The 24,830-nt window shown below is 67.4% G+C and carries 20 protein-coding genes, 1 tRNA gene and 1 pseudogene; 10 read left to right on the top strand and 12 right to left on the bottom strand.

Annotated features, from left to right (window positions below; genetic code table 11):
• Positions 1-24: 24 nt before the first annotated feature.
• Both pcrA and AC1DGE_RS12855 read right to left on the bottom strand, forming a co-directional pair.
• A complete protein-coding gene (gene pcrA, locus AC1DGE_RS12860) occupies positions 25-2,547 on the bottom strand; it encodes a DNA helicase PcrA (protein ID WP_441418287.1) in 2,523 nt (840 codons plus the stop codon).
• Positions 2,548-3,056: 509 nt separating this feature from the next.
• Positions 3,057-3,929 carry an inositol monophosphatase family protein gene (locus tag AC1DGE_RS12855; RefSeq protein ID WP_476893129.1) on the bottom strand — a complete coding sequence of 291 codons (873 nt, stop codon included), beginning with the start codon at positions 3,927-3,929 and terminating at the stop codon, positions 3,057-3,059.
• A 108-nt stretch (positions 3,930-4,037) separates the two neighbouring features.
• Here AC1DGE_RS12855 and AC1DGE_RS12850 point away from each other — a divergent pair, with 108 nt between their 5' ends.
• A complete protein-coding gene (locus AC1DGE_RS12850; RefSeq protein WP_476893130.1) occupies positions 4,038-4,691 on the top strand; it encodes a hypothetical protein in 654 nt (217 codons plus the stop codon).
• 334 nt (positions 4,692-5,025) lie between these two features.
• Here AC1DGE_RS12850 and AC1DGE_RS12845 read toward each other — a convergent pair whose 3' ends face one another.
• A complete protein-coding gene (locus AC1DGE_RS12845) occupies positions 5,026-6,105 on the bottom strand; it encodes a hypothetical protein (RefSeq protein WP_476893131.1) in 1,080 nt (359 codons plus the stop codon).
• A 198-nt stretch (positions 6,106-6,303) separates the two neighbouring features.
• Here AC1DGE_RS12845 and AC1DGE_RS12840 point away from each other — a divergent pair, with 198 nt between their 5' ends.
• Positions 6,304-6,456, top strand: coding sequence for a hypothetical protein (locus AC1DGE_RS12840; protein ID WP_476893132.1), 153 nt, complete (start codon positions 6,304-6,306; stop codon positions 6,454-6,456).
• Between the two features lie 148 nt (positions 6,457-6,604).
• Here AC1DGE_RS12840 and AC1DGE_RS12835 read toward each other — a convergent pair whose 3' ends face one another.
• From AC1DGE_RS12835 to AC1DGE_RS12810, 6 genes are all read right to left on the bottom strand, one after another.
• The gene (locus AC1DGE_RS12835; RefSeq protein ID WP_441418283.1) at positions 6,605-8,140 is read right to left on the bottom strand and encodes a putative bifunctional diguanylate cyclase/phosphodiesterase; all 1,536 of its coding nucleotides are present in this window, start codon (positions 8,138-8,140) and stop codon (positions 6,605-6,607) included.
• Positions 8,130-8,663 carry a DUF7793 family protein gene (locus AC1DGE_RS12830; protein WP_441418282.1) on the bottom strand — a complete coding sequence of 178 codons (534 nt, stop codon included), beginning with the start codon at positions 8,661-8,663 and terminating at the stop codon, positions 8,130-8,132. The genes AC1DGE_RS12835 and AC1DGE_RS12830 overlap by 11 nt, the downstream gene beginning before the upstream one ends.
• Positions 8,664-8,952: 289 nt before the next feature.
• The gene (locus tag AC1DGE_RS12825) at positions 8,953-9,366 is read right to left on the bottom strand and encodes a hypothetical protein (protein WP_441418281.1); all 414 of its coding nucleotides are present in this window, start codon (positions 9,364-9,366) and stop codon (positions 8,953-8,955) included.
• A 40-nt stretch (positions 9,367-9,406) separates the two neighbouring features.
• A complete protein-coding gene (locus AC1DGE_RS12820; RefSeq protein ID WP_476917564.1) occupies positions 9,407-10,942 on the bottom strand; it encodes a PGAP1-like alpha/beta domain-containing protein in 1,536 nt (511 codons plus the stop codon).
• A complete protein-coding gene (locus tag AC1DGE_RS12815; protein ID WP_441418279.1) occupies positions 10,939-11,823 on the bottom strand; it encodes a hypothetical protein in 885 nt (294 codons plus the stop codon). Before AC1DGE_RS12815 ends, AC1DGE_RS12820 begins: the two co-directional genes overlap by 4 nt.
• A gap of 41 nt (positions 11,824-11,864) precedes the next feature.
• Positions 11,865-12,659 (bottom strand): DUF998 domain-containing protein, encoded by a 795-nt coding sequence (locus tag AC1DGE_RS12810; protein ID WP_441418278.1) that lies wholly within the window; start codon positions 12,657-12,659, stop codon positions 11,865-11,867.
• Positions 12,660-12,744: 85 nt separating this feature from the next.
• Here AC1DGE_RS12810 and AC1DGE_RS12805 point away from each other — a divergent pair.
• The 3 genes and pseudogenes from AC1DGE_RS12805 to AC1DGE_RS12795 all read left to right on the top strand — a co-directional run bounded on the left by AC1DGE_RS12805 (position 12,745) and on the right by AC1DGE_RS12795 (position 13,742).
• A tRNA-Arg gene (locus AC1DGE_RS12805) sits at positions 12,745-12,817 on the top strand.
• A gap of 1 nt (position 12,818) precedes the next feature.
• Positions 12,819-13,292 (top strand): annotated as a pseudogene (locus AC1DGE_RS12800) (DUF6314 family protein); the annotation flags it as partial.
• Between the two features lie 18 nt (positions 13,293-13,310).
• A complete protein-coding gene (locus AC1DGE_RS12795) occupies positions 13,311-13,742 on the top strand; it encodes an NUDIX hydrolase (protein WP_441418396.1) in 432 nt (143 codons plus the stop codon).
• On the opposite strand, the gene AC1DGE_RS12790 is transcribed toward AC1DGE_RS12795, so the two are convergent.
• Both AC1DGE_RS12790 and AC1DGE_RS12785 read right to left on the bottom strand, forming a co-directional pair.
• Positions 13,739-15,652 carry an ABC transporter ATP-binding protein gene (locus AC1DGE_RS12790; protein ID WP_441418277.1) on the bottom strand — a complete coding sequence of 638 codons (1,914 nt, stop codon included), beginning with the start codon at positions 15,650-15,652 and terminating at the stop codon, positions 13,739-13,741. The genes AC1DGE_RS12795 and AC1DGE_RS12790 overlap by 4 nt on opposite strands.
• Positions 15,649-17,319, bottom strand: coding sequence for an ABC-F family ATP-binding cassette domain-containing protein (locus tag AC1DGE_RS12785; RefSeq protein ID WP_441418276.1), 1,671 nt, complete (start codon positions 17,317-17,319; stop codon positions 15,649-15,651). Before AC1DGE_RS12785 ends, AC1DGE_RS12790 begins: the two co-directional genes overlap by 4 nt.
• A 261-nt stretch (positions 17,320-17,580) precedes the next feature.
• Between AC1DGE_RS12785 and AC1DGE_RS12780 the strand changes: the two genes are divergently transcribed.
• From AC1DGE_RS12780 to AC1DGE_RS12760, 5 genes are all read left to right on the top strand, one after another.
• A complete protein-coding gene (locus tag AC1DGE_RS12780) occupies positions 17,581-18,360 on the top strand; it encodes a hypothetical protein (RefSeq protein WP_441418275.1) in 780 nt (259 codons plus the stop codon).
• Positions 18,361-18,446: 86 nt separating this feature from the next.
• Entirely contained in the window at positions 18,447-19,181 is a 735-nt protein-coding gene (locus tag AC1DGE_RS12775; RefSeq protein WP_476893141.1) for a hypothetical protein, read from the top strand.
• A complete protein-coding gene (locus AC1DGE_RS12770; protein ID WP_476917563.1) occupies positions 19,178-19,918 on the top strand; it encodes a hypothetical protein in 741 nt (246 codons plus the stop codon). The genes AC1DGE_RS12775 and AC1DGE_RS12770 overlap by 4 nt, the downstream gene beginning before the upstream one ends.
• Positions 19,915-20,700: a hypothetical protein gene (locus AC1DGE_RS12765; RefSeq protein WP_441418272.1), complete on the top strand. Its 786-nt coding sequence runs from the start codon at positions 19,915-19,917 to the stop codon at positions 20,698-20,700. Before AC1DGE_RS12770 ends, AC1DGE_RS12765 begins: the two co-directional genes overlap by 4 nt.
• A 61-nt stretch (positions 20,701-20,761) precedes the next feature.
• Entirely contained in the window at positions 20,762-21,487 is a 726-nt protein-coding gene (locus AC1DGE_RS12760; protein ID WP_441418271.1) for a hypothetical protein, read from the top strand.
• Positions 21,488-21,705: 218 nt separating this feature from the next.
• Here the strand turns inward: AC1DGE_RS12760 and AC1DGE_RS12755 are convergent, their stop codons facing one another.
• Entirely contained in the window at positions 21,706-24,729 is a 3,024-nt protein-coding gene (locus AC1DGE_RS12755; protein ID WP_476909112.1) for an alpha-mannosidase, read from the bottom strand.
• Between the last annotated feature and the right edge of the window lie 101 nt (positions 24,730-24,830).

The raw sequence follows: 24,830 nt of genomic DNA, 5'->3' as shown, positions 1-24,830 counted from the left end.
CCGCGGGGCGGCTGAGAGCCCCGGTCACGCGTCGATCTTGGTGAGCGGGGCGTACCGCAGCAGGAGCCGCTTCTCGCCGACGCCGAACTTCACCTTCGCGACGGTCTTGTCCCCCGCGCCCTCGACGGCCAGTACGGTGCCGTTGCCGAAGCTGGTGTGGTTGACCTTGTCCCCCACGCTGACGGCGACGATCTCTTTCTGCGGCTGCACCCGGTTCTTGGCGATGGCCGCGGGGACGTCCGCGTTGAAGCCTGCCGCGGAGTCCGCGCCGGCGCCCCGGGCGGTGCCGGCGCCCCAGAAGGACCCGCCGTAGCGGCTGGAACCGATCGATCCGCCGCTCCCCCAGCTGCTGGCCTGGCGGGTGGAGCCTTCCCGCTTCCACTCGACCAGCTCGGCCGGGATTTCCTCGATGAACTGGCTGGCGGGGTTGTACTGGCTCTGTCCCCACATGCTGCGGACCTCGGAGCGGGTCAGGTAGAGCCGTTTCCGGGCCCGGGTCAGGCCCACGTAGGCGAGCCGGCGTTCCTCGGCCAGTTCCTTGGGGTCGGTGGCGGAGCGCTGGTGCGGGAACAGTCCGTGTTCCATGCCGGTCAGGAACACCACCGGGAACTCAAGGCCCTTGGCGGTGTGCAAGGTCATCAGGGTGACGACGCCGAGCCGCTTGGCTTCGGCGACCGCGGCGTCAATGTCCGCCCCGGGGGCGTCCGGGATCTGGTCGGCGTCGGCCACGAGGGAGACCTGTTCCAGGAAGGCGCCGAGGGACCCTTCCGGGTTGTCGCGCTCGTATTCGCGGACGACGGCGACGAGCTCGGCGAGGTTCTCCACCCGGGATTCGTCCTGCGGGTCGGTGCTGGAGCGAAGGGTGGCGAGGTAGCCGGTCTGCTCAAGGACGGCTTCCAGGGCAGCGGCGGCACCGGAGCCGGAGGCCACTTCGGCCAGGTCGTCGAGGAGCTTCACGAAGCCCAGCACGGCGTTCACGGAGCGGGTGGCCATGCCCGGTGCTTCCTCGGCGCGGCGGGCGGCGGCCATGAAGGAGGTCCGGTCGCGCTGCGCCAGCGATGCCACGGCGCCCTCGGCCCGGTCGCCGATGCCGCGCTTGGGCTCGTTGAGGATGCGGCGCAGGTTGACGTCGTCGTCGGGGTTTACCAGAACGCGCAGGTAGGCGAGGGCGTCCTTGATTTCCTTTCGCTCGTAGAAGCGGGTGCCGCCGACCACCTTGTAGGGCAGCCCAACGCGCACCAGGACGTCTTCGATGGACCGGGACTGGGCGTTGGTGCGGTAGAAGATCGCGACGTCGCCGGGGCGGAGGTTGCCCTCGTCCTGCAGCCGGTCGATTTCCTTGGCGATGAACTGGGCCTCGTCGTGCTCGTTCTCGCCCACGTAGCCGACGATCTTTTCGCCGTCGCCCTCGGCCGTCCAGAGCCGTTTCTCCGGCCGGTTGGGGTTCCGGGAGATGACCGAGTTGGCGGCGCTGAGGATGGTCTGGGTGGAGCGGTAGTTCTGTTCGAGCTTGATAGTCCGGGCGTCCGGGTAGTCCTTCTCGAACTCCACGATGTTGCGGATGTCCGCGCCGCGGAAGGCGTAGATGGACTGGTCCGAGTCGCCGACGACCGTGAGTTCGGCCGCGCCGGGGCCCTCGCCGACGATCTCGCGCACCAGGGCGTACTGGGCGTGGTTGGTGTCCTGGTACTCGTCCACGAGCACGTGCCGGAAGCGGCGCCGGTAAGAGTCGGCGAGCGCCGGGAAGGCCCGGAACATGTAGACGGTTTCGGCGATCAGGTCATCGAAGTCCATCGCGTTGGCCTGGCGCAGGCGCTGCGTGTAGCCCTTGAAGACTTCGGCGACGGCCTGTTCGAAGGGGTCGCTGTAGCTCGCGCTGGAGGCGTAGCTGTCCGCGTCGATCAGCTCGTTCTTGAGCGCGGAGATCTTGTGCTGGATGGCCTTGGGCGCGAAGCGCTTGGGATCCAGGTCCAGGTTCTTGGCCACGAGCGTAATCAGGCGGAGCGAATCTGCGGAGTCGTAGATGGAGAAGTTGGAGTTCAGGCCGACGTTGGCCGCTTCGCGCCGCAGGATCCGGACGCAGGAGGAGTGGAAGGTGGAGATCCACATGGTCTTGGCCCGGCCGCCGACCAGGAGCTCGATCCGCTCGCGCATCTCCGCGGCTGCCTTGTTGGTGAAGGTGATGGCCAGGATCTCGCCGTGGTGCGCCCGCCGGGTGGCGATCAGGTAGGCGATGCGGTTGCTGAGCACACGGGTCTTGCCGGAACCTGCGCCGGCGACGATCAGCAGCGCGCTCCCCGCGTGTTTGACTGCTTCCTCCTGCTGCGGGTTCAGTCCCTGCAGCAGCTCTTCCGCGTTCGGCAGCTGGGGGCGGTCCGAGTCCTCACCGTTACCAGCGCCGCTTCCGCCGTGGGCCCCGAAAGCGGGTGACCTCAGGTCCGGCATTCCGGTTCCGGTCCCCGGGTTTCCGGACGCTTTGGCCGGCGCGGCCGGATGCGAGGCAGCTTGGAAGGGTCCGTCGGCGTAGGGGTCAAACAACATATCCATGGTGTTAACAAGTCTAGGCGGTGCCACTGACGGCACCGTCCGCGGCTCCCGGTCCACCTCCGGACATGCCCCTCGCCTGCGCCCAGCAGTGGACATATGCCCATTGTGTCCATGCCTGAACGCGACGAATGAGCATGTCCATTCCTCACCTACGTCCCGGTATGAGCATGTCCATTCCTCACCGACGTCCCGATTGAGCATGTCCAGTCCTCACCGACGTCCCGATTGAGCATGTCCCTCTGCCGCAGGTGTCAGGATCGAGCAGGCCCCGCCGGCGCCGTCAGGAATGGGCATGCCCCTCCGCCGCCGCCGGCACGGTCCCCGTCGCCTGGTCCACCGAGGGACATGCCCCCTGCCTGCGCCCAGCAGTGGACATATGCCCATTGTGTCCATGCCTGAACGCGAGGAATGAGCATGTCCATTCCTCACCGACGTCCCGATTGAGCATGTCCATCGTGTGTTATCGGGAGTGGGCACGTCCCTTCCGGCCGAGCGTGCGCCGGTGCGCCCTACCCGACGGAGCCTGACTCGAGCGCCGCCCGCAGCTGCCGCACCGCCGTCGTGCCTCCGGCCACGAACCACTCAAGTCCGTTGACGCGCACGACGTCGGTGGCGCCGCCGGCGGCCAGCACGATCGCCTGGCCCGGCAGCCAGTCCCACTCCGGGGAGCTGTGCTGGAACCAGCAGTCCAGTTCGCCGTCGGCCACCCGGCCGAGGTCGCACGAACCCGAACCGAACATCCGCAGCGCCGCCGCCGAGGTTGCCGCGGCGTGCCACGGCATGGCGCACATCGGGTCGGCCAGCCAGGTGGGATGGATGTAGGTGGCGGCGCCAAGCTCGGCGAGCGGCGTCTCCGCGCGGCCCATGCCACCTGCGTCGCGGGGCCGAAAACTCGTCAGCGCCTCACCGTTGAGGGTTGCCTTCCGGGCGGTGCCGCCGAGCCAGAGCTTGTCTTCCTCCGGCTGGAAGATGGCGCCGAGCAGTGGGCCGGAGGAATCCTTGAGCGCGATCGCGGAGCACCAGTAGCTTGAGCCGTGCAGGAAGTTGTAGGTTCCGTCGACCGGGTCGACCACCCAGGTCCGGCCGCTGCTGCCCCGCTCGGAGGCACCTTCTTCGCCGAGGACGCCGTCGTCGGGCCGGCAGCGCTGCAGCTGTTCGAGCACGTAGGCTTCCGCGGCGTGGTCCGCGGCGGTCACGACGTCGGAGACGGACGTTTTCCGCTGCCCCTCCAGTCCTGCCTGCCGCATCAGCAGCGCCAGATTGCCGGCCTCCCGCACCAAGGCCTCGGCGAGCTGGTAGTCGTCCAGTTCGGGGCTGAGTTCCGCGGTGCTGTGCCGGCCGAGCCGGTGCCTGACAAGTTCGTTGCTGCCTGATTCGCTCACGCGTTCAGCCTATCGGGCGCCCGGAGGTGCTGAACAGGCAGACCGGGTTGACGGTAGCCCTGCCTGCGACCGGCCGGTGTGGCGCCGGCGAGGGGCGATAATGGAGCCATGGCCAAGACACCCGCCCAGCGGATCAAGAAGCACGGCGCGAGCGCGGCCGTCCCCCAGCACCATCTGCCCGCGGTGATCAATCCCAGCACCACCCGGACCCCACAGAAGGCCCAGAGCAATAGCAGCCTGATCCTGATTGCGGGCGTCGTGGCGAGCCTGTTCCTGTTCTGGTACGTCCACCTGCTGACCCTGAACCAGCTCACCCAGCTCAGCGGCGGCCTACCGATGCCCGACTCGCTGCTCGGCGGCTTTGACCGGGGCTTTGTGGAGCAGCTGCGCTCGGCCATGGACGGGGACGCCCGCGGACAGCTCAACTATGTGCACAAGACGGCAGGGACACTGTTTCCGCTGATCTTCGGATTCACCTGGTTGCTGCTGATCGGCACGAACGTGGCTCGGAAACCGCTCCGTTGGGCGCTGTGGGCAGTGCCGCTGCTGTTCGCGGGTGTGCGGCTGTGGGGAAACGCGGCAATTGACGCCATGATGGCCGCTGACACGCTCGACGGCGGCCAGGTTGCTTTGGCGTCGGGACTCACCGTTGCTGGCTGGGTACTTCTTGTGCTGAGCCTTGTGGTCGGCGCCGCGGCAGTGTTCCTGGGCCGGAAGACCCCTGCCGCACGGCCCGATGCTTCGGGTTCCGCCCAGGCCTAACGGATCGGGATCCCGGGCCGGGTAATCCGCGGCTTCGCGGCTCTGCGGCCCCGATGGACATGCCCACTCTTGGCCGCGACCGATGAGCATAATCCCTAWATGTCCACCGCWCGGCGCCTGCTGTGGACATGCCCGCCCTCCCCGCCGGACCACGTACGTCAGCGCCGCCGGACATGCCCACTCTTGGCCGCGACCGATGAGCATAATCCCTATATGTCCACCGCACGACGCCCGCAGTGGACATGCCCGACCTGCCCGCCGGACCTAGAACGTTGAGCCCTCGGGACAGGCCCACTGTTCGACGCCGGCGGTGGACATGCCCCGGAAGCAGGAGTCAGCTGCGGTCGAAACCCGTGACGCGAAGCAGCCAGGACCATAGCGAGTCCCGGCCCAGTTCGGCCTTCATAAGCTCCCGGGCTTGTTGCGCACGGTGACGCGCCCCTGACGATTCGAACCGATTCGCAGCCTTAAGGATCCAGAGCCGAGCTTCTGCTTTATTCCCCAGAGCCAACTGTGACCGGCCAAGCAGGAGGCACGCTTCTCCAGACCTCTGAGGCGACAGGTTGTCTTCCAAGCTATGCAGATCGTCCAGCAATTCGATGGTGGCGACGGGGTCACCAGCGAGAAAACTCCAATGTGCTCGGTTCAATCTGAGCAGCAGGTGATCATTGGAGCTGCCGCCAATGACTTCAGTCGCCAGTTCCGCTCGCTCGATACAGCGCAGGGTGTCTGCATCGGCCACCTCTGCTGCCAAACGCATGGCCGCCGAGGCCTTATTAAACTTGGCCCAGACGTCCAAATTTCTAGCAGGGGAAAAAGTCGACGCCGCAAGTTCGTGATATCTAAGCCCTTCCTCCACCCTGTCGGATAGGAATGCCACGTTTCCGATTACCCAAAACGCCTTACCGGCCAGCTGCTCGTCGACATCATCGGAGATCACACTCGCAAGGTCACGACATTCCGTCCAAGCCTCATCGAGTTTTCCGCAGTCCGCCAACGCGGCAATCAAAGCTTGGCGGGCCTTGACATTCACGTCAATGTCCGCCTCGTCGGTGGAGAGATGCACCGCAGCCCGGGCCGCTTCAGCGGCATCTTCCAGAAGCCCTGCACCCTGCCAAGCCTTAGAAAGAAGGATATTGGCACGCGCGCTGGCCTGAACGGCGGGAGGACCCTGCGGGTTGGCCAAGAGCTCGAGGGCCAAGTGCGCGCACTCATCGAAATTCCCCGTCTCCATGAGGCTCTCAGCTTGAAAGAACTTCATCGCCCAGCTGGCGACGGGGTCGCCGTCTTCACCAGCAATAAGCGCGGCCTCCTTGGCGCTCTGTGCGGCCGCGTTGAACTCATGGTTGTCGCGGTAGTGCCGCGCGCGAAGCTCTGCCGCGACGTATGCCGATGAGGCAACCTTTTCAAGCATGTCTCAAGTATCCGTCGCCGGAGCGGCTAAAACGAGCAACACACTCGACTACCTGCACTTTGAGGCGCAGGAGCCGCGCACAAATAGCACAGGTTTTACACAACCCTCCAAATCGTTATGAGACGGCGTGTCGGCAGCCCATATACTAAATCCGCACCACTTGAGTCACATCTGCCTCTTACGTAACAGGAGATCCAAATGAAGAAGACCCTCGCAACACTCCTCGTCGCCGGAGCCTTGGCCGCAGCGGGCCTTTCGGCTTCGGCAGCAGTTTCCGCCAACGGGGGCAACTCCAGCAGCACGGTTGTGGCCGCGCCGGAGTGGTGGCCGAACTCCACCCCGAAGAACTAACGGAGTCAGCAACCGCAAAGGGCGGGAGTCGGATTCACCTCCAACTTCCGCCCTTTGTCATGCCAGTCAACAAGCCAGCCGTCCAGCCGCCGTCGTCCGCCACTCCGGCACGCCCGCGCCACTCCGGCACGCCCGCGCCACTGCGTGGCTACTGCGAAACCGAGCTGTCCTGGCTGATGAGCGCCTCAACGGCCTCGGCGGGCGCCGGGCGCCCGAAGTAGTAGCCCTGGCCGCTGGCGCAACCCAGCCGGACCAGCTCGTCGGCCTGTTCGGCGGTCTCAATCCCCTCAGCCACGGCCTTGAGCCCGCACGCATGGATCAGATGCAGCACAGCTTCGACAAAGCCGCCCTGTTCCGCATCCGTCCCGAGCCCGTCGATCAGGCTCTTGTCGATCTTGACCACATTCACGGGCAGCTTGCGCAGGTAGCTGATGGAAGAGTAGCCGGTGCCGAAGTCGTCGATTTCGAGCTGTACCCCCAGCTGCCGCAACCCGCTCAGGGAGTACTTGTCCACGTCGCCGCCGGTCACGGCCATGGACTCGGTCAGTTCGATGATGAGGTTCGCGGCATCCACACCTGTCTCGCGGAGGATGTCCTGGACGTGTTCGATGAGCTCGAGGTTCTGCAGCTCGGTGGTGGAGATGTTGACCCGGACGGAGAACGCGCTGTCCAGCGCCAGCCGGTCCTGCCAGTCCCGGAGTTGCCGGACCGCGTTGCGCAGCACCCAGTGCCCCAGCTCCACGATCATCCCAGTCTCCTCCGCCAGCGGAATGAACTGGTCCGGCATCAGGAGCCCGCGCTCCGGGTGGTTCCAGCGGACCAGCGCCTCGACGCCCTCGATCCGCCCGGTGGCGAGCTCCACCACCGGCTGGTAATGCAGCGTCAGCTGATCCTCGAGGATCGCCTCGCGCATCTCCGTGACCATCAGGCTCTGCAGCCTGCGGGCGTACAACAGCGCCGGTTCGAAGACCTTGATCCCGCTGTGCGGCTGCGCCTTCGCGGCGTACATGGCTGTGTCGGCTTCCATCACCAGGTCATCGGCGGACTGGCCCGGTTCGGCGACGCGGACGCCAATGCTGGTGCCGCACGTGACCCGCAGGTCGCCGATCTCCAGGCTCTCACTGAGCGCCTTCAGGATCCGGTTGGCTACCCGCCGGGCCCGCACGAGGTTGGATTTAGGCAGCATGACGGCGAATTCGTCCCCGCCCAGCCTCGCCACGGTATCGGTGACCCGGACCGCGTCCTGGAGACGCCGGGCAATCACGCGCAGGACATCGTCCCCCGCGCTGTGTCCTAGCGTGTCATTGATGCCCTTGAAGGAATCAAGGTCAAGAATCAGCAGGGCAGGCGGCATCTCCCCGCGGGACGTCTCCGCCAGCGCGTGGCTGAGCACCGAGTTCAGCGCCGTCCGGTTGGCCAGCTGGGTCAACGGATCGGTCAGCGCCATCCGCTCGAGCTCAACCTGGGCCTGGCGCAACATGGCGGTCCGGCTCTCGACCCGCTCCTCGAGCTCCTGGTAAATGGTCTGCAGGTCATCGGCCATCAGGTTGATGCCCGCGATGACGGCGGCGACGTCGTCGCGCGCACCGGAATGAGGAATCCGGGTACTTAGGTCTCCGCTCGCAATCCGGACAATGCCCTCCACGAGCGCATGGAGCCGGGGGTCTGGAACATCACTTTTCACTCGTATAAGGCCTTAACCACTTGAGGGCTTCTATCCGCGAAAGGAAGAACTCCGCCGGGATCGTTTCGGTTCTTGAGCGCAGCAGGTAATGCGCAATGACACGGTCCACGGGGCTCTCGCCCACCAGCGCGAACGCCGACGCCGCGATGGAACCGGCGTAGACCTGGCGCGCTTCCACGCTGACGCCCACGACGCCGGAGATGACCAGCAGCACCGGAACCCTCTCGCCGCCGGCGAGCATCCGGACTGTTTCACCGGCCACCCGCGCTTCCGGACCCTCGATCTCCTGGTTCGGCGGGAGCGCGACTTCAATGATGCCGCCCTCGAGCAGCCGGACGCCGATGACGGGCTCCGCGGAGGCTTCCGTCGCGGGAATGACCGGCTCGGCCAGCCCCAAGTCCGCCAGGCCGAGCTCTGTCCGGGACCCGGACGAGGACGGCGTCCCGGCGTCGGGTGCGTCAATGACTGCCGGCGGTTCCTCGGGGATTTGCCCGTCCGGAGCAATCGGGGCTTCGACTGTCATCGGATGGCAATCCGACGGACAGAGGCCAGCCGCGAAGGGGCACTGGTGGGGTCGCCGAAAGAAGTCGCTGCCAGGCGCGGCGCAACCAGCTGATCAGACATGTGCCCCCACAGACTACAAAGTCGGCAATTCGGCGTGCGCTGGACCCGTTCTCCCGCACGAGGCACCGGAACATTCCGGCGAATGCCCTCATGATAGTGCAAGTAGCCGTATATATGAGACATAAGACACCCCCGCGACACAGAATCGCCGAAAGCCCCACAGTTGCGCGGGCGCGGCAATTCCATAATTACCGGGCGAAGTATTCGCGAATACTCGACAGCGAGCTTGAGCCGCTGTATCCGAGATCGGCGGGGCCGGCATGGACGGCGTCGTCGGGCGAAAAAATGCTAACCCCGAGGGTGCCGCCTTTCACGTCCTTGAGGCTGTCCAGCAGGGCCGGCATGGCCCGCCCCAACGTCTGGGTGAGCGCTGCCTTGTCCGCACTTTCACCGACCAGTTTCACCGTGATGAATTTGCCGGAGGTGTTGACGTTGGCGTCGGCCTGGACGGCGGTCACGCCCGGGACGGACTTTCCGGCTTTCTGCAGGGCGGCCTCCAGCTGATCCGGCTCGGAGGGTCCGCCCAGGCCGCAGGCCGCCAGTGTTGCCGCGAGAATGCCCACGATCAGTGCTCCTGCAATGGGGTGGAATAGCTTCTTCATCGATAACTTCCGCTATGGTTCGGCGTCGGGCTGCTCACGCTCATTGCTTGCGCGAGATGCTCGAAACGGTGGAGCTGACCTGGCCGGGGTCCGTGGTCAGGAACTGCTGGGTCGACTCCCTTTGAGCGTAGTCGGCGATCGGTCCCTGGTGCTCAAGGCTGCCGGTGGACTTCACGTACTCGCCGCCGTCGTGGTAGCCGATCCCGGCAACGCCGGGCGCCACGGCGGGGTTGGGCAGTGTGACCTTGACCGCGCCGTTGTCCTGGCTGGCCGAAACACTTCCGTCCTGTCCCACCGTGAGGTCCCCGAGGTCGACTTTGGGGACTGGATCACCCGCGTGCTGCAATGCAAGAACGTCAATGCGGGCCGGTATCGGCGCAGAGTCCACCGGGGAGCCAAATGTCACGACGTTCGTCACATTGAACCGGTTGGTGAACGAATTGTCCGACGCCAGGGCGGCGGCAATCATGCCGCCCTGCGAATGGCCGGACAGCATCACGGGCGCCGCGTCCGGGATACCTGCGTTTTCCATGGCCAGGCGGACCGCCTGGGACGCCGTGGACAAGTTGCCGCCGGCCAGCTCCAGGTTGCCCGTCAGGTCGGTGGCGTTGGCAGCGCCGTCGGGGTACCAACGGGTGGTTCCGGGGATGCTCACGATGCAGGCGTCCGGTTCCCCGGGCTTGTGGATCGTGGTGATGCGGACGGCAGCGTCGGGTGTCGCAGGTTTGCCTTCGTCACCGTAGGCGGCATTGGTGGTCTGCAGGATCGCACTGATGGTCGAGGGCACCGGGGTGTTGAATCGGCCGTCCTTGTCCGTCCCGGCAGGTTCTCCGACCGGAACCGGGAGCGGCTCGCCAGCCACCGGCCGACCATCGTCGAGCAGATGCGGGTTGTAGGTACCCACGCTCAGCGCRGTGGCGGCCAGGGAGAGGACTCCGGCCCTGAGCAGGACGCCGTTCGATGCGAGTTCGGTGAGCGAAGGGGGCTCGCCGGTGCTCAGCCACCGCATTCCCATGTCTCCATAGTGGCCGACTTGGTCCAGCACGTTGGACTGGGCATCCATCAGGTTCCTGACCGGCAGGGGCGCGCCGTCCTGGAGCCAGTTCCAGCCGAAGTCGCTCGCGGCTCCCACCGTGCTGAGGACCTTGCCGCCCTGGTTCCAGAGATCCCCTGCCGTGTCGGCAACGCCGCCCGCCAGCCGGTCGAGTCCCAGTCGGTGGAAAAGGGAGCCGCCGCCGGCACCGCCCGCATCGCCGGACCCGCCGCCGGCCCCGGCACCGGAAGGGCCGCCGGAAAGGMCGCCGGCCCCGGCGCCGTGGTTGCTGGCTTCGAGCTGCTCTTCGACGTTGCGCCGCACTGCGCCCGACGCCGCCTTGAGCGCGTTTCCCGCCCCCGTCAGCCGCTGCCGGTGCCCGGCCCATTCATCCTTGAACCGCTGGCCGTCTTGGCCGGCCCAGGGGGCGGCGGCAATGGCGGGGGTCAGGCTGGCGCTCAGCGCCAGCAGCCGCTCGCCGGCCCGGTCCAGTTCTTCGCTGAGCCGGCGTCCGGACTCCACATCCATTCCGTGCAGGCTCACCGTTGCGCCGCCTGACCCGCGGAACCTGCGAGGAACTCGCGCGCTCCGAGCAGCCGCCAGAACAGTTCCCTGGCCACATCCCCCGGCGGAACATCCACCATCACGAGGGAACGGCCGCCGTCGTCGCCGCTGGTCCGCACCGAATAGAGCTTTTCCGACAGGTGCCAGAGATCCGCGGCGCGGAAGGCAGGCGCGGTCCCGGGCGGAGCCGCCACCACGTCCAGGTGCACGGTGCAGCGCGGGGCCAGGACTGCGTCCTTCACGTCCTGCTGCAGCTCGGCGCTGCCAACGGCCTGAAGCTGCTGCGGGCTGACCGGCGTGCGGGCGCCGTCCAGGCCGCGGTCGCTGTCCAGGCCGCGGGCGCTGCCTGGGCCGGCCTGGAGCTCCGTGAAGCCCGGAAGAATCCGTCGCACGGCGGACCAGGCGTGCCGCTCCTCGAACAGGGCCACCTCGACGACGTCCTGGATCCCGGTCACGGCCGTGCCCGCGTCCGTGGTCCGGATCCGCCGCCGGTAGGAGACGGCGATTCCGTGCCCGCCAGCCAGGCCCAGGTGGGTGTGCGCGGAGTGCTCCCCGGTTCGGGCCACGACAGTGACCCGGATCGGGGCACTGACGGCAATCAGCACCGCCAGCAGCCATTGCTCCGGCATCGTGCCGTCCGGGCCGACAATGCCTGCCTCGCGAAGTTCCGCGTCGAGTCGCCGAGTGTCCGCCGGCTCCAGCGAGCCCAGCGCCAGGGCGGTTGAGGACTGCTGGTAGGCGGCAAAGTCGATCTCCGGTTCGGCGGCAAGTGCCCTCAGCGCCCTGTCAACGGCGACCGCCCAGGCCAGCCCGCTGATCTCAAAAATGTTGAGATCAGGATCCCCAATACTTTGCAGCACGATTCCCCCAAATAGTTCAGACCGTGCGCTCACCCTACTGGCTAGGCGCGACCGGCGGGATGGGGAGAACTCCCCTGCACGCGCGCACGCTTCCGCACAACGAGCTCCTGCCGGACGCGCTGCGCGACGACCAGTCCCAGTGCCGCCGTGCCAATCGTGATGGGATACCCCATCAGCCGTTCCAGCGTGCCGGGTTCGGGAACCCGCATCCCGGTCGCTCCGCCGGCGATGAGCGCGGCCAGGGCGACCGCGCCGCAGGCAAGGATGAACCAGCCCAGCGGTGTCTGTTTGCGCCAGAGCCAGCCGACCAGCAGGAGGGCCAGACCTCCCGCGGCGAAGTACATGAGCGCTCCGGCCACGTGCCAGCCGGAGCCGGCGTCTTCCGGCACCAGTCCCACGATCACGGTTCCGGCGCCCGCGGTGATGCTGAGCGAACGGGCGCCAAACGCCGCGGCCGACGGCGACCGCCGGCCCGGGGCCACGGCGAGCCTGGTTCCGGCCCGGGCGGCAACACCGATCACGGCCGAGCTGAGCAGCAGCGCCCCGACCATCATGCCGATCCCCTGCACCACGAACGAGGCATTCATCAGCAGGTGCGCCGGCGAGCAGACGTCGCGGCCGGAGAATTCGCCGCAGCCAAGGGCGCCGAGATCGCTGATGTAGCCGGTGCGCCGGCTGTACGGCTCCCGGCCCGCCCAGGCGCCGATCACCGCCGCTTCGGCGACGAAATACTGCAGCACGCTCAATTTCGCGAGCGCGCCGAGATAAAACCGGGCGGAGGCCACGTCGGGGATGTAGATGAGCTCCCGGGAAACCGTCGGGGCAGAGGCTGTCATGCCAAGAGCGTAGTACGCGCCCCCACCTTGTATGCTTGTATCCGTGTCCCGACGGGCCGGCCGAAGGCCGCCCGCCTGTTCGCCCGCCCTCGTAGCTCAGTGGATAGAGCACGGCTCTCCTAAAGCCGGTGTCGTTGGTTCGATTCCAATCGAGGGCACTTGGACTCCCAGACGCCGGGCGCCGGCCCGGAACCTGACCAGCCCGCTGAGCCGCGCTTTGAACTGCGCGCCTACCTGCTGGGCAACTGGAGCGTGGACCGCACCATGCTGGACCGGGCCACCGGCAGCCGCGGCACCTTTAACGGCGTCGTCCGTTTCACTGAAACCGACGACGGCGGCCTCCGCTTCCGCGAAGAAGGCACCGTGCAGTGGAACCCGGCCGGCGGTGCGCCGTTTACCGGCCCGGCAAGCCGCGAGTATCTGCTCAAGCCCTCGGCAACACCAGCGACGATGGACATGTTCTTCCCCGACGGCCGCCCTTTTCACCGCATCGGCTTCGGCGGGCAGGACAACCGGGACCAGCATTGGTGCGATCCCGACACGTACCGGGTCGGGTACACCAAGCTCGGTCCGGATGACTTCCGCTACCGCTGGGATGTCACGGGTCCGGCCAAGGATCTGCTGCTCGAATCCGTGCTGCACCGAGCGGCCGTGAATCCCCGCATCGTGGTGTCCGCCGTCTGCGTCTTTGACGACGCCGGACGCCTCCTCACCGTCCGCAAGCGCGGCACTGACAAGTTCATGCATCCGGGCGGCAAACCCGAAGCCGGTGAATCCGCGGCACAGGCGGCGTCCCGGGAACTCGAGGAGGAAGTCGGCATCATTGTGGCGCCCGAGGACCTCGAACCCTTCGGACGTTGGCTGGCCGAGGCCGCCAACGAGGCCGCCACGCAGATCGAGGCCACGGTGTTCACCGCGCCCACGTTAGTTAATGCAGCAGGCAGCTGGACCGCGCACCCGTCGGCGGAGATCGCCGAAATCCGCTGGCTGGACCTGGCCGCCGGGCTGCCGGACGACCTGGCTCCGCTGCTTACGGACCATGTTCTGCCGGCCCTAGCCGCGAAGGCGGCCCGGAAAAGCTAGAGTTCCGGCACCGCCTCAGCGGCCACCGCGGTGGCCTCGGCGAACTGGGTCCGGTAGAGCTCTGCATAGCGCCCCTCGGCGGCGAGCAGTTCGTTGTGCGTCCCGCGTTCCACGATCGTGCCGTCCTCGACCACCAGGATGGCATCCGCGGCGCGGATCGTGGAAAGCCGGTGCGCGATCACCACGGCGGTGCGGCCTTCGAGCGCCGCGCCAAGCGCTTCCTGCACCGCGGCCTCGTTCGTCGAGTCCAGCGCGGCCGTGGCCTCGTCCAGGATCACGACCCGCGGCTGGGCGATGAGCAGGCGGGCGATGGTGAGCCGCTGCCGTTCGCCTCCCGAGAGTCGGTAGCCGCGCTCCCCCACCACGGTGTCCAGCCCGTCCGGCAGCGAGCGGATCATGTCCTCAAGCCGGGCCTGGCGCAGCACGTCCCACATCAGCTCTTCGCTGGCGCCCGGGCGGGCCAGGCGCAGGTTGGAGGCGATGCTCTCGTGGAAGAGGTGCCCGTCCTGCGTGACCATGCCCAGGGTTTCGCGCATCGAATCGAAGGTGAGGTCGCGGACGTCCACGCCGGCGCCGGACCCCGCACCGCCGAAGCGGACGGCGCCCGAATCGACGTCGTAGAGCCGTGAGAGCAACTGCGCGATGGTGGACTTGCCGGCGCCCGAGGAACCCACCAGCGCCACGGTCTGGCCCGGTTCCACCCGGAAGCTGATCCCGTGCAGCACTTCCTCGCCGCCGCGGGTGTCCAGCGTGGAGACGTCCTCGAGCGAGGCCAGCGAGACCTTGTCCGCCGAGGGGTAGGAGAAGCGGACGTCGTCGAACTCCACCGAGAGCGGGCCGCGCGGCGATTCCACCGCGTCCGGCTTCTGCTGGATGAGCGGCTTGAGGTCCAGGATCTCGAAGACCCGCTCGAAGCTGACCAGGGCGCTCATGATTTCCACCCGGGCGTTGGACAGCGCGGTGAGCGGCGCGTACAGGCGGGTGAGCAGCAGTGCCAGCACGACGACGTCGCCCGCGGCGAGCTGCCCGCCAAGGGCCAGCCAGCCGCCCAGGCCGTAGACCAGCGCGAGGGCAAGGGCCGAAACCAGGGTCAGGGCCGTGACGAAGGTGAACTGGAGCATGGCGGTGCGGACGCCGATGTCCCGCACCCGGCCGGCGCGAAGCGCGAATTCGTGGGATTCCTCGTCGGGCCTGCCGAAGAGCTTCACCAGGGTGGCGCCGGGGGCGGAGAAGCGTTCCGTCATCTGCGTGCCCATGGCGGCGTTGTGCTCGGCCGCCTCGCGGCGCAGCTCGGCCAGCTTGGAGCCCATCCGGCGGGCCGGGATGAGGAAGATTGGCAGCAGGATCATGGCCAGCACGGTAACGAGCCAGGACTTGTTCAGCATCACCACGAGGGTGAGGGCCAGCGCCACCACGTTGCTGACAACACCGGAGAGCGTGCCGGCGAAGGCCGACTGCGCGCCGATCACGTCGTTGTTGAGCCGGCTGACCAGCGCCCCGGTGCGGGTCCGGGTGAAGAACGCGATCGGCATCTTCTGCACGTGGTCGAAGACCTTGGTGCGCAGGTCCACGATCACGCCTTCACCGATGGTCGAGGACAGCCAGCGCGTCACCAGCCCGATCCCGGCCTCGGCGACCGCCACGATCGCGATCAGCACGGCCAGCCAGATCACGGTGCCGGCGTCCGCCTTCGCGATGATCGCGTCCACCACCTGGCCGGCGAGCACCGGCGTGGCGACCGCGAGGACCGCCATCACGATGGACAGCAGCACGAAGGCGATCAGCCGGCCCCGATGCGGCCGGGCAAAGCCGAACACGCGCTTGAGCAGTTCCTTGGAGAACGGCTTGGAGCCGCTCGAGGCGCGGGTGATGTTGTAAAGGGAGCTCCAGGCAACCCGGTCCATGCTCATCGGTTGGTACCTTTCGGGGCGCTCGCGCCCAGCAGTTCGGTGACGACGCCGTCGACGACGTTCCAGCGCACGTCAAGGCGCACGTTTTCCAGCAGTCGGCGGTCGTGTGTGACGAGCAGCAGGGCACCGTCGTAGCTGTCGAGGGCTTCCTCCAGCTGCTCGATCGCGGGAAGATCCAGGTGGTTGGTCGGCTCGTCGAGGACCAGCAGGTTCACTCCGCGGGCCTGCAGGAGCGCCAGCGCGGCCCGGGTCCGTTCGCCCGGTGAGAGCGAGTCAACGGGCCGGGCAGTGTGGTCGGCCTTGAGCCCGAACTTGGCCAGCAGGGTGCGCACCTCCGCCGGGGTCTGGTCCGTCAGCACGGCTTCAACGGCGTCGGCAAGCTTGAGGTGCCCCGCCAGCAGCCCGCGGGCCTGGTCGATTTCCCCGACCGCCACCGAGGCGCCCATGGAGGCGTCGCCGGCGTCGGGCCGCTGCACGCCGAGCAGCAGGCGCAGCAGGGTGGACTTGCCCGCCCCGTTAGGCCCGGTGATGCCGATCCGCTCGCCGGCGTTGAGCTGCAGGTTCACCGGCCCCAGGGTGAAGTCCCCCTGGTGTATGACGGCGTCCCGCAGGGTCGCGACGACGGCGCTGGAGCGCGGCGCCGCCCCGATGCTGAACTGCAGCTGCCATTCCTTGCGCGGTTCCTCGACTTCCTCGAGCCGGGCGATCCGTGATTCCATCTGGCGGACCTTCTGCCCCTGCTTTTCCGAGGACTCGGTGTTCGCTGCCCGGCGGATCTTGTCATTGTCCGGGCTCTTCTTCATCGCGTTGCGGACGCCCTGGGAGCTCCATTCACGCTGCGTGCGGGCGCGGGAGACCAGGTCTGCCTTGGTGGAGGCGAACTCTTCATAGCGTTCCCGGGCGTGCCGGCGGGCCACGGCGCGCTCCTCCAGGTAGGCCTCGTAGCCGCCGTCGTAAACCGCGACGGAGTTCTGCGCCAGGTCCAATTCCACGATCGTGGTCACGCAGCGGGCCAGGAACTCCCGGTCGTGCGAGACCAGGACGACGCCGCCGCGCAGTCCCTGGACGAAGGCCTCCAGCTTGGCCAGGCCGCCCAGGTCGAGGTCGTTGGTGGGCTCATCGAGGAGCACGATGTCGAAGCGGCTCAACAGGAGGGCCGCGAGCGCCACCCGGGCGGCCTGCCCGCCGGAGAGCCCGGTCATCGCGGCGTCGGGTCCCACCTCGAGGCCCAGGTCCGCCAGTACCGGCGGAATCCGCTCTTCCAGGTCCGCGGCGCCGGACGCCATCCAGCGGTCGAACGCCACCGAGTACGCGTCCTCGGAACCCGGGGCGCCGGTTCCCAGCGCCTCCGCGGTGGACTCCATGTCCGCCGTCGCCTGGCCGCAACCGGTGCGCCGGGCGATGTAGCCGGCCACGGTTTCGCCGTCGATCCGTTCATGCTCCTGCGGCAGCCACCCGACGAACGCGTCGGCCGGGGCAAGGCTYACCGTTCCCTCCTGCGGCTGGTCGACGCCGGCGAGCAGCCGCAGCAGCGTGGACTTGCCGGCACCGTTGGCGCCCACGACGCCGACGACGTCGCCCGGCGCGACGGTGAGGGAGAGTTTGGAGAAGAGAGTCCGGTGGTCGTGACCACCGGAAAGGTCCTTGGCAACAAGGGTTGCAGTCATTAGTCCATTCTCTCACTGAGGCCCAAAACGGACGGCCGCAGGCAGCCGTCAGGGGCCGGAAATTCGTAGCAGATCCGCCGACATCCCGCCGGGCATAGAAGAACCCGCTGGTCCGGACTTGGGGGGTGTACGGACCAGCGGGTTCGAGCATCTAGCATAGTTGAATTGGGTCCCACGGCAAAATTGCCAGCGTCCCGGACCCTCGTGAGTGAAGACGCACAAACGGAAGCACGTGCGGACGCGCTGGAAAAGGAAACGCCCATGATCAGTGCCCTGCAATGGTTCGTCCTGGCTGTCTGTGCCCTGATCACCTTCCTCCGCCTGCCAGCGGCGCTGCGCGGAGAAAACCGCTCGCTCTTCGGCATTTTCCTGCTTGTCACGGTGGGCATGGTGCTGAGCATCCAGTGGAGCTACACGCTGATTGACGGTTTCCTGGGTTCCTACAACTACGCCAACCTGGCGCTGCGCTATGTGGTTTATGGAACCGTCCTGCTGGCCGGGTACAAGATTGTCAAGGGCTTTGAGAACACCCACAGCCTCCGCCTGCTCCTCGGCCCCGTGGGCCTGGCGGCGCTGGCAACCATCTGCCTCGCCACCGCAGTGCCGTTCCTGATGGCGAATACCGCCGGCACCTCAGTGGGACTGGCCACGCTGCCGGACCAGAGCGGCCCTAACCGCCAACTGATCGCCCTCTATACGACGGCCGGCCGGCTCTACCCGGCATACGTGGCGGCCTGCCTTCTGCCGGCGACCATCAAGGCCCTTCGATCCCGCCTGCCGGGGCTCGTTCGCGGCGGAGCGGCACTCCTGACGGCCGGATCCGCCGCCATGATCCTTCTGCCCATCAGCGACCTCCTGCCCCAGCGCCTGGCCTTCATCCAATACATCATCAGCTTGGTTGGGGTGCTCGGGCTGATGGTGGGCCTGTCCCTGATCTGGCTGGGAAGGGTGGCCGCGCGACGCGGCCCGCGAAACTGCCCGTCCTTGGCCGACGCGCACCGCGGGCAAGGTCAAGAAAAGATCGCGGCTGAAGAATTATGATGATGTGAGGGTTGCGGCACCGCGCTTCTCCGGCGGTGTAGCGGCCCAGCAGCTAAGTCCGCGCAAGACCCTGCAGAAAGTCATAGATGGCACTACCCGCCAAAGCGTTTCAACTCTGGCTCCATGGCGTTGCCCCGGCAATGAGCACCGCGGACATTTGCAGGATCTCCGGCGTCAAGCGCACCACTTTGGCACAGCAACTGGTGCGCGGCAAGGTCGCCGAAACCACCGTGGTGAGCATCAGCCGGGCCCTCGGCCTGAACCCCGCTGAATCGCTCGCCGACTTCAGCACGTACGCGGACCTGACCCGGCTTGCCCAGCCGCCCACCCCGGCGGAGCTCGTCAGCCAGGTCGCCACCATGGACCTGCTGCGGGCCGTCATTACCCGTTCCGCTCAGGACCACGAGAACGGCACTGGGACACTCCGCGTGCTCAGCCCGGCTCCGCACGCCACCTCGGTGCGAAACTGGGTGGACGCCATCGACGACGGCGAACTCCGCCACCGCGTTTCCGCCGCTACCGGCGTCGCCCCGCAGAACTATTCAGCCCAGCTGACCGCGAACCGGCTCTCGCCGGAACTTGCGGTGGCAACCTCGCGCGCCGGGGGCGTGGGCTTGACGGGCGGCCTCGTCGCGACGGGGCTCATCACCGAGGCCGAAGCCGGCTGGCCCGCGGATGCCCGGCAGTCCGCGCTGGATGCACTGTCCGACGGCGAGCTGGTTGCCTTGGCCGGTGAGCGGCTCCAAGCCCTGGGCAAGACACTCCGCCGCCAGGAGCAGGAGCAGGCGCAAGCCGAAAAGATCTGGGAGAACCTCGGATGAACGTCGGCGCCCTGCAATGGAGCACCTTCGCAGTGTGCACCCTGGTGGTGCTCGCCCGGATCCCCGGTGCCCGGCGGGGTGAAAACCGGCCCGTCTTCTACGTCCTTGTCCTGATCATGTTGACCATCCTGCTGAGCATCGAGGGACCGTACCAAGCAATTGACCAGGTGCTGGGCGGTTTCAACATAGCGAATCTGGTGCTGCGTTTCTTTGGGTTCGCCGCGGTGTTCTTTCTAGGCCTCCAGCTCGCGAAAGGCTTCAGTGCCGACGATGCCCGGCGCTTCCTGACGGGTCCTTTGGGGATTGGTATGGCGCTACTGTCGTGCGCCGCCGTCACCATCCTGTTCTTGATGATGGACACGGCCGGGTCCTCCGCGGGACTTGCCGGGGTGGCGGCCAGAAGCAGCCGCAATGCCGTGCTGGCCGAGTACTACGGCGCCGCCGGAAGGCTCTATCCGGCCTTCGTCCTGCTGGCCCTGCTGCCCGCGCTGGCCAGGACGGCCATCGGCAGGCTCCCGCTGATTATCCGCGGCAGCGCCGTTGCCCTGGGCATCGGGTCCGTGGCCATCGCATTGACACTGGCATTCCCGATCATTCCGGCCGGGCTGTCCAGCTGGGAGTTTGTCATCAATTACACCGGCATTCTGTGCCTTGTGCTCGGGCTCGTTCTGATCTGGGTGGGGCGTCTGGCGGCCAAGCGTCCGCCGCGAAGCCGGACCCCCGGAGCAGATAGATGACCGCGGTCCTGCAGTGGTCGGCCTTGGCGATCTGCGGCGCCGTCGCCTTAGCCCGCGTCCCCGACGCCATCAAGGGCCGCAACCGGTCAATTGTTGGCGCCTTCCTCCTCTCGGCCGGCGCGATCCTGCTGAGCATCGATGGCCCGTACCTGGCCGTCGACGCGTGGCTTGGGAGCGCCAACTACGCAAACCTCATCTTGAGGTTTCTCGTATACGGGGCGGTGGCCTTGGCCGGCTACCGCACCGCGAAGGCCTTCGGTGACGGGAACGGCCTCCGCCGCGTCTCAGGGCCGTTGGGGCTGGCCGTGCTCGGCGCCATCGCAGTTGCCACTGCGGTTCTGTTCCTGCTGGCGGACACCACCGGCTCCTCCACCGGCCTCAACGGGCTGCCCCTGCGGAGCGCGGAAAACGCCCAGCTAATCGGACTGTACGCGACAGCGGGGAGGGTCTACCCCGCCTTCGTGGCAGCCTGCCTGGTGCCTGCTACGCTGCGTGCCGTCAGGGGGCGTTTGCCGGCCGCGATCCGGATCGGTGCCGGGCTCTTGTCCTTCGGGTACGCAGCACTGATTGCTGCGGCCCTGTTTCCGCTCTTTGCGCCAGGCTCATCCGGGGTCCAGGCGAAGATCAACTTCACCGCCGCGCTTGGCCTCAGCATTGGTCTGACCGTCATCTGGCTGGCGCGGGTCGCGGCAACCCGGCAGCGGCCGGAGAAAGCGGCGGGAAAAGCCCCGCGACTCCAGGGGTCATCAACTAAGGCTCCGGGTGAGATTAGACGCGACTAGGTGAGAGAGTTCAAGGGCCCGCGGCGCCGGGAGCCCAAGCCGGAGTGAGTAGGAGGTGGACATGCTTGAATGGGGAACGCTGATTATTTGCGGCCTGGTTCTGTTACTGCGTCTGCCGGATGCCCTGCGCGGTCGCAACAGGGCTGTGTTCGGGATCCTGTTCCTCGCCACCCTCTGCAGTCTGCTCAGCATCCCCGGACCCTACGCGGCGATCGATGGTGCGCTGGGGAGCTTGAACCTCACCAACCTGGTTCTGCGCTTCATTGTGTTCGGAATGGTCTTCCTGGTCGGGCTGCGCCTGGCCGCGGGGCTGGGCGCAACCCGCGCGAAGGAGCTGATCACCGGCCGCGCGGGACGCTGGGCGCTGGCAGCCGCGTGCCTGGCCGTCGGAGTGACGTTCTTCCTGATGGACACCCGGGGCTCTTCAGCCGGTCTTCAAGACATGACAGGCAGCGGGCGGAACGCCGTTCTCGCCCCGCTCTACGCGGCAGCCGGCCGCAGCTACCCCGCGTTTGTTTCGCTGCTCCTGCTCCCTTCACTGCGGGCAGCCATCAACGCAGCCCTGCCACGGCTGGTGCGGACCGGCGCCGCCTTGACCATGGTGGGAGCCGTGGCGGCCGTCGCGAGCGTGCCCGTGTCCTTCGCCCCGGAGTCATGGGATTTGCCCCGGCTGTTCGTGAACTACCTGGCGGTGCTGGGATACGTCCTGGGACTCCTCGCCTTCTGGTTCTCCGGGCAAAGCGGCCGCCCGCCACGTAACACTCCGGCAACGTTTCCTCAGTCGTGAGCCAGGGGATTCACAAAATCATTAGACCGTGAGATAATCATGAATGTGTGAAAACGCCGGCCAGCATCCGTGAATGGGGATTCAGTCTTACGGAACCTGGCGGGGCGTCCAAGCGCCATTGGGGGGATGAGTGGTAGCGGTCCGCAAGGACCGCTCCCACTCAGCCTGTTTAACGGGAATCAAGCTTCGGCTGGCCGCTCGACCCGGGCAAAGAAGGCTCAGCGCTGGAATCTCAGGGTCAGCAATTGGAACGGCCGCAGGACCAGCTCCGCGGAACCGTCCTGAATCGTTACGCCCGGTGCGTCCGCGGGACGTTCCAGGAGGTCCACGGTCCGCACCCCCGTGGCGGCGAATTGGGCCAAGACCGTGCCGGCGGAGCGCTCCCCCAGTGACTCGTAAAGGCGGACGATCACATCGCCGGAGCCGTCCTCCGCCAGTTTGACCGCCTCGATCACGAGGGCGGGATTGGAGACCGTGAACAGCGGCTCCGCGCCGCGGGCTCCCCTGACCACGCGCGGGGCGAGGTTGGTGCGGTAGCCCTCCTCGACGGCGTCGGCGATGCTGGCGCCGGGCCGCACGGTGACCGTCAGTTCGTGCCGGCCGCGGTCCGCGTCCGGATCCGGAAACTTGGGTGCCCGCAACAGCGAAACCCGGACGGTGGTGGTCGTCCCGCCGTCGTCCGCGCGGATCTTGCGGGTGACGTCGTGACCGTAGCTGGCGGCGTTCGAGACCGCGACGCCGTACCCGGGCTCGGCCACGTGGATCCACCGGTGTGCGCAGATCTCGAACTTGGCGGCCTCCCACGAGGTGTTGAGGTGGGTGGGCCGGAACACATGGCCGAACTGCGTCTCCGAGGCCGAGCGATCGGCCCGGACGTCGAGGGCGAAGCCGAGCTTAAGCAGCTTCTCACGTTCCTGCCAGTCCACCGCGGTGGAGATCGCCAGCGACGGCGCACCCGGTTCCAGCCGGATCCGCTGGGTCACGGCGGAGGTTCCGGCGAGCCGCTCCACCACGACGACGGCGGCCCCGCCGTCGCGTTCCAGCGTCACGGAGCGGGCCTCGGTCAGCGGGGTGACGTTGCGGCGGTAGAACGCGTCGATGTCCCAGGCGTCCCATTCGTTTGGGGTGTCCCGGTGCAGTTCGAGGAGATTGCCGAACTCCCCCGGCGCGATTGCTTCACGGCCGCTGGCGTGGTCCCGCAGCGAGACCAGGAGTCCGTCTGCGTTCACCACCGCGCGGATGATCCCGTTGTCCAGCACGTAGCCGCCGTCGGCATCCGTGGACTGCACGGGTGCGGCCGCGTTGACGGGCGTGGCGGCGGCGAGCGCCGGGACACCGCGGCGGGGGTGCGGGGCCGCGTTGAGCAGGAACTCCTGCTCGCCCTCTCCCAACACGGCCACGGCGGCGGCGGCGGTGATCGCCTCCAGCTCGCGGGCGACGGCGTCGTAGTTCCGCTCCGCGTCCTGGTGCACCCAGGCGATCGAGCTGCCGGGAAGGATGTCATGGAACTGCTGCAGCAGCACCAGCCGCCAGAGCCGCTTGAGCTCCGCCGCCGGGTACGCGGCGCCGGCTCGGACCGCGGCGGTGGCGCACCAGAGTTCCGCCTCCCGGAGGAGGTGCTCGCTGCGCCGATTGCCCCGTTTAGTGTTGGCCTGGCTGGTATACGTGCCGCGGTGGAGTTCCAGGTACATCTCGCCCACCCAGACCGGGAGGCCCTGGTATTCCTCCTCGGCGCCGGCGAAGAACTCCGCGGCCGAGCCCAGCCGCACCTTCGGCGAACCTTCCAGGTCCGCGTTGCGCTGCGCCGCCGCCAGCATCTCCCGGGTGGGTCCGCCGCCGCCGTCGCCGTAGCCGAACGGGAGCAGGGACATGGTGCCGCGGCCGTGGTCCCGGTAGTTGCGTTCGGCGTGTGCCAGCTCCCGGGCGCTGATTTCGGAGCTGTAGGTGTCCACGGGCGGGAAGTGCGTGAAGAGCCGGGTGCCATCGATCCCTTCCCAGTGGAAGGTGTGGTGCGGCATCCGGTTGACCTGGTTCCAAGAAATCTTCTGGGTCAGGAACCAGCGGCTGCCGGCGGCCTTGACGATCTGCGGCAGCGCGGCGGAGTAGCCGAAGGTGTCCGGCAGCCACGCTTCCTGGCATTCGACGCCGAACTCGGCCAGGAAGAAGCTCTTGCCCTCCAGGAACTGGCGCGCCATGGCTTCGCCTCCCGGCATGTTGCTGTCCGATTCGACCCACATGCCCCCCACCGGGACGAACTGGCCGGTTTTGACCTTTTCCCGGATGCGCCCGAACAGCTCCGGGTAGTACTCCTTGATCCAGGCCAGCTGCTGCGCCGACGAGCAGGAAAAGACGAAGCTAGGGTCCTCGTCCATCAGCGCCACGACGTTGGAGAAGGTCCGCGCACACTTCCGGATGGTTTCCCGGACCGGCCACAGCCAGGCAGAGTCGATGTGAGCGTGGCCGGTGGCGACGAGTTGGTGGGCCGAGGCGTAGGCCGGCCGGGCGAGGACTTCGGCGAGCGCGGCACGGCCGTCGGCAGCGGTGCCGGGGACATCGTCCGGGTCCATGACGTCCAGCATCCGTTCCAGCGCACGGAGGATCTCGTGCCGTCGGGGCAGCTCCATGGGGAGTTCGTGCATCAGCCCGCTAAGCGTGGCAATGTCCTGGTGCAGTTCCCAGACGGCCTGGTTGAGCTCGGCGATGACGATCGGACCCAGCCGGTACTGCGGCTCGGTGCCGGCGGTCGCCTTATCGCCGTAAGGGGTAGCTGCGAAGGTCCAGCCCTGCGAGAGGTCGGGGTTCGCAGCGGCTTCGACGTAGAAGTCCACGGACATGCCGCTGCCCAGCAGCTTGAGGGGGATGTACTGGTTCCGCGGGGAGATCGCCTTGATTACCGATCCGTCGGCCCGCCAGGCCGTACCCTCGCACTGGAACCCGGGCAGGTCACCGCTGAAGCCGAGGTCCACCAGGATTTCGACGGCGGTGTCCGCGCGGCTGCCCCAGGAGTCGGGGACCTCGCCCTGGAGGCGCAGCCACTTGGTGCTCCATGGCTGTCCCCACGCCGCCCCTTGATCCTGCGGGACGAACGTCTGCCGCAGCGCATCCTGTACCGGGACCGGTTCCCCCGCAACGTCCCAGCTGCTCAGCGTGAGCGGGACCCGGCGCGGGTACACGGCGGGGATGATGCGTTCGCGCAGAAAGCGGTCCAGCCGGACTTCCGTGAGACGGCGGTCGTCGTGCAATGTGATCCTCTTCGCGCTGGTGCCGGTGTTGCCAAGTCGTGGTCGACCCCTGTGTCCAGTCGATGGATAAAATCTACGTCGGCCGCCTCGGTTAAGCCAAC

This window comes from Arthrobacter sp. 05N425, assembly GCF_056397125.1.
The sequence above is the reverse complement of the archived record's forward strand: the minus strand, read 5'-3'. Positions and strand labels throughout refer to the sequence as shown.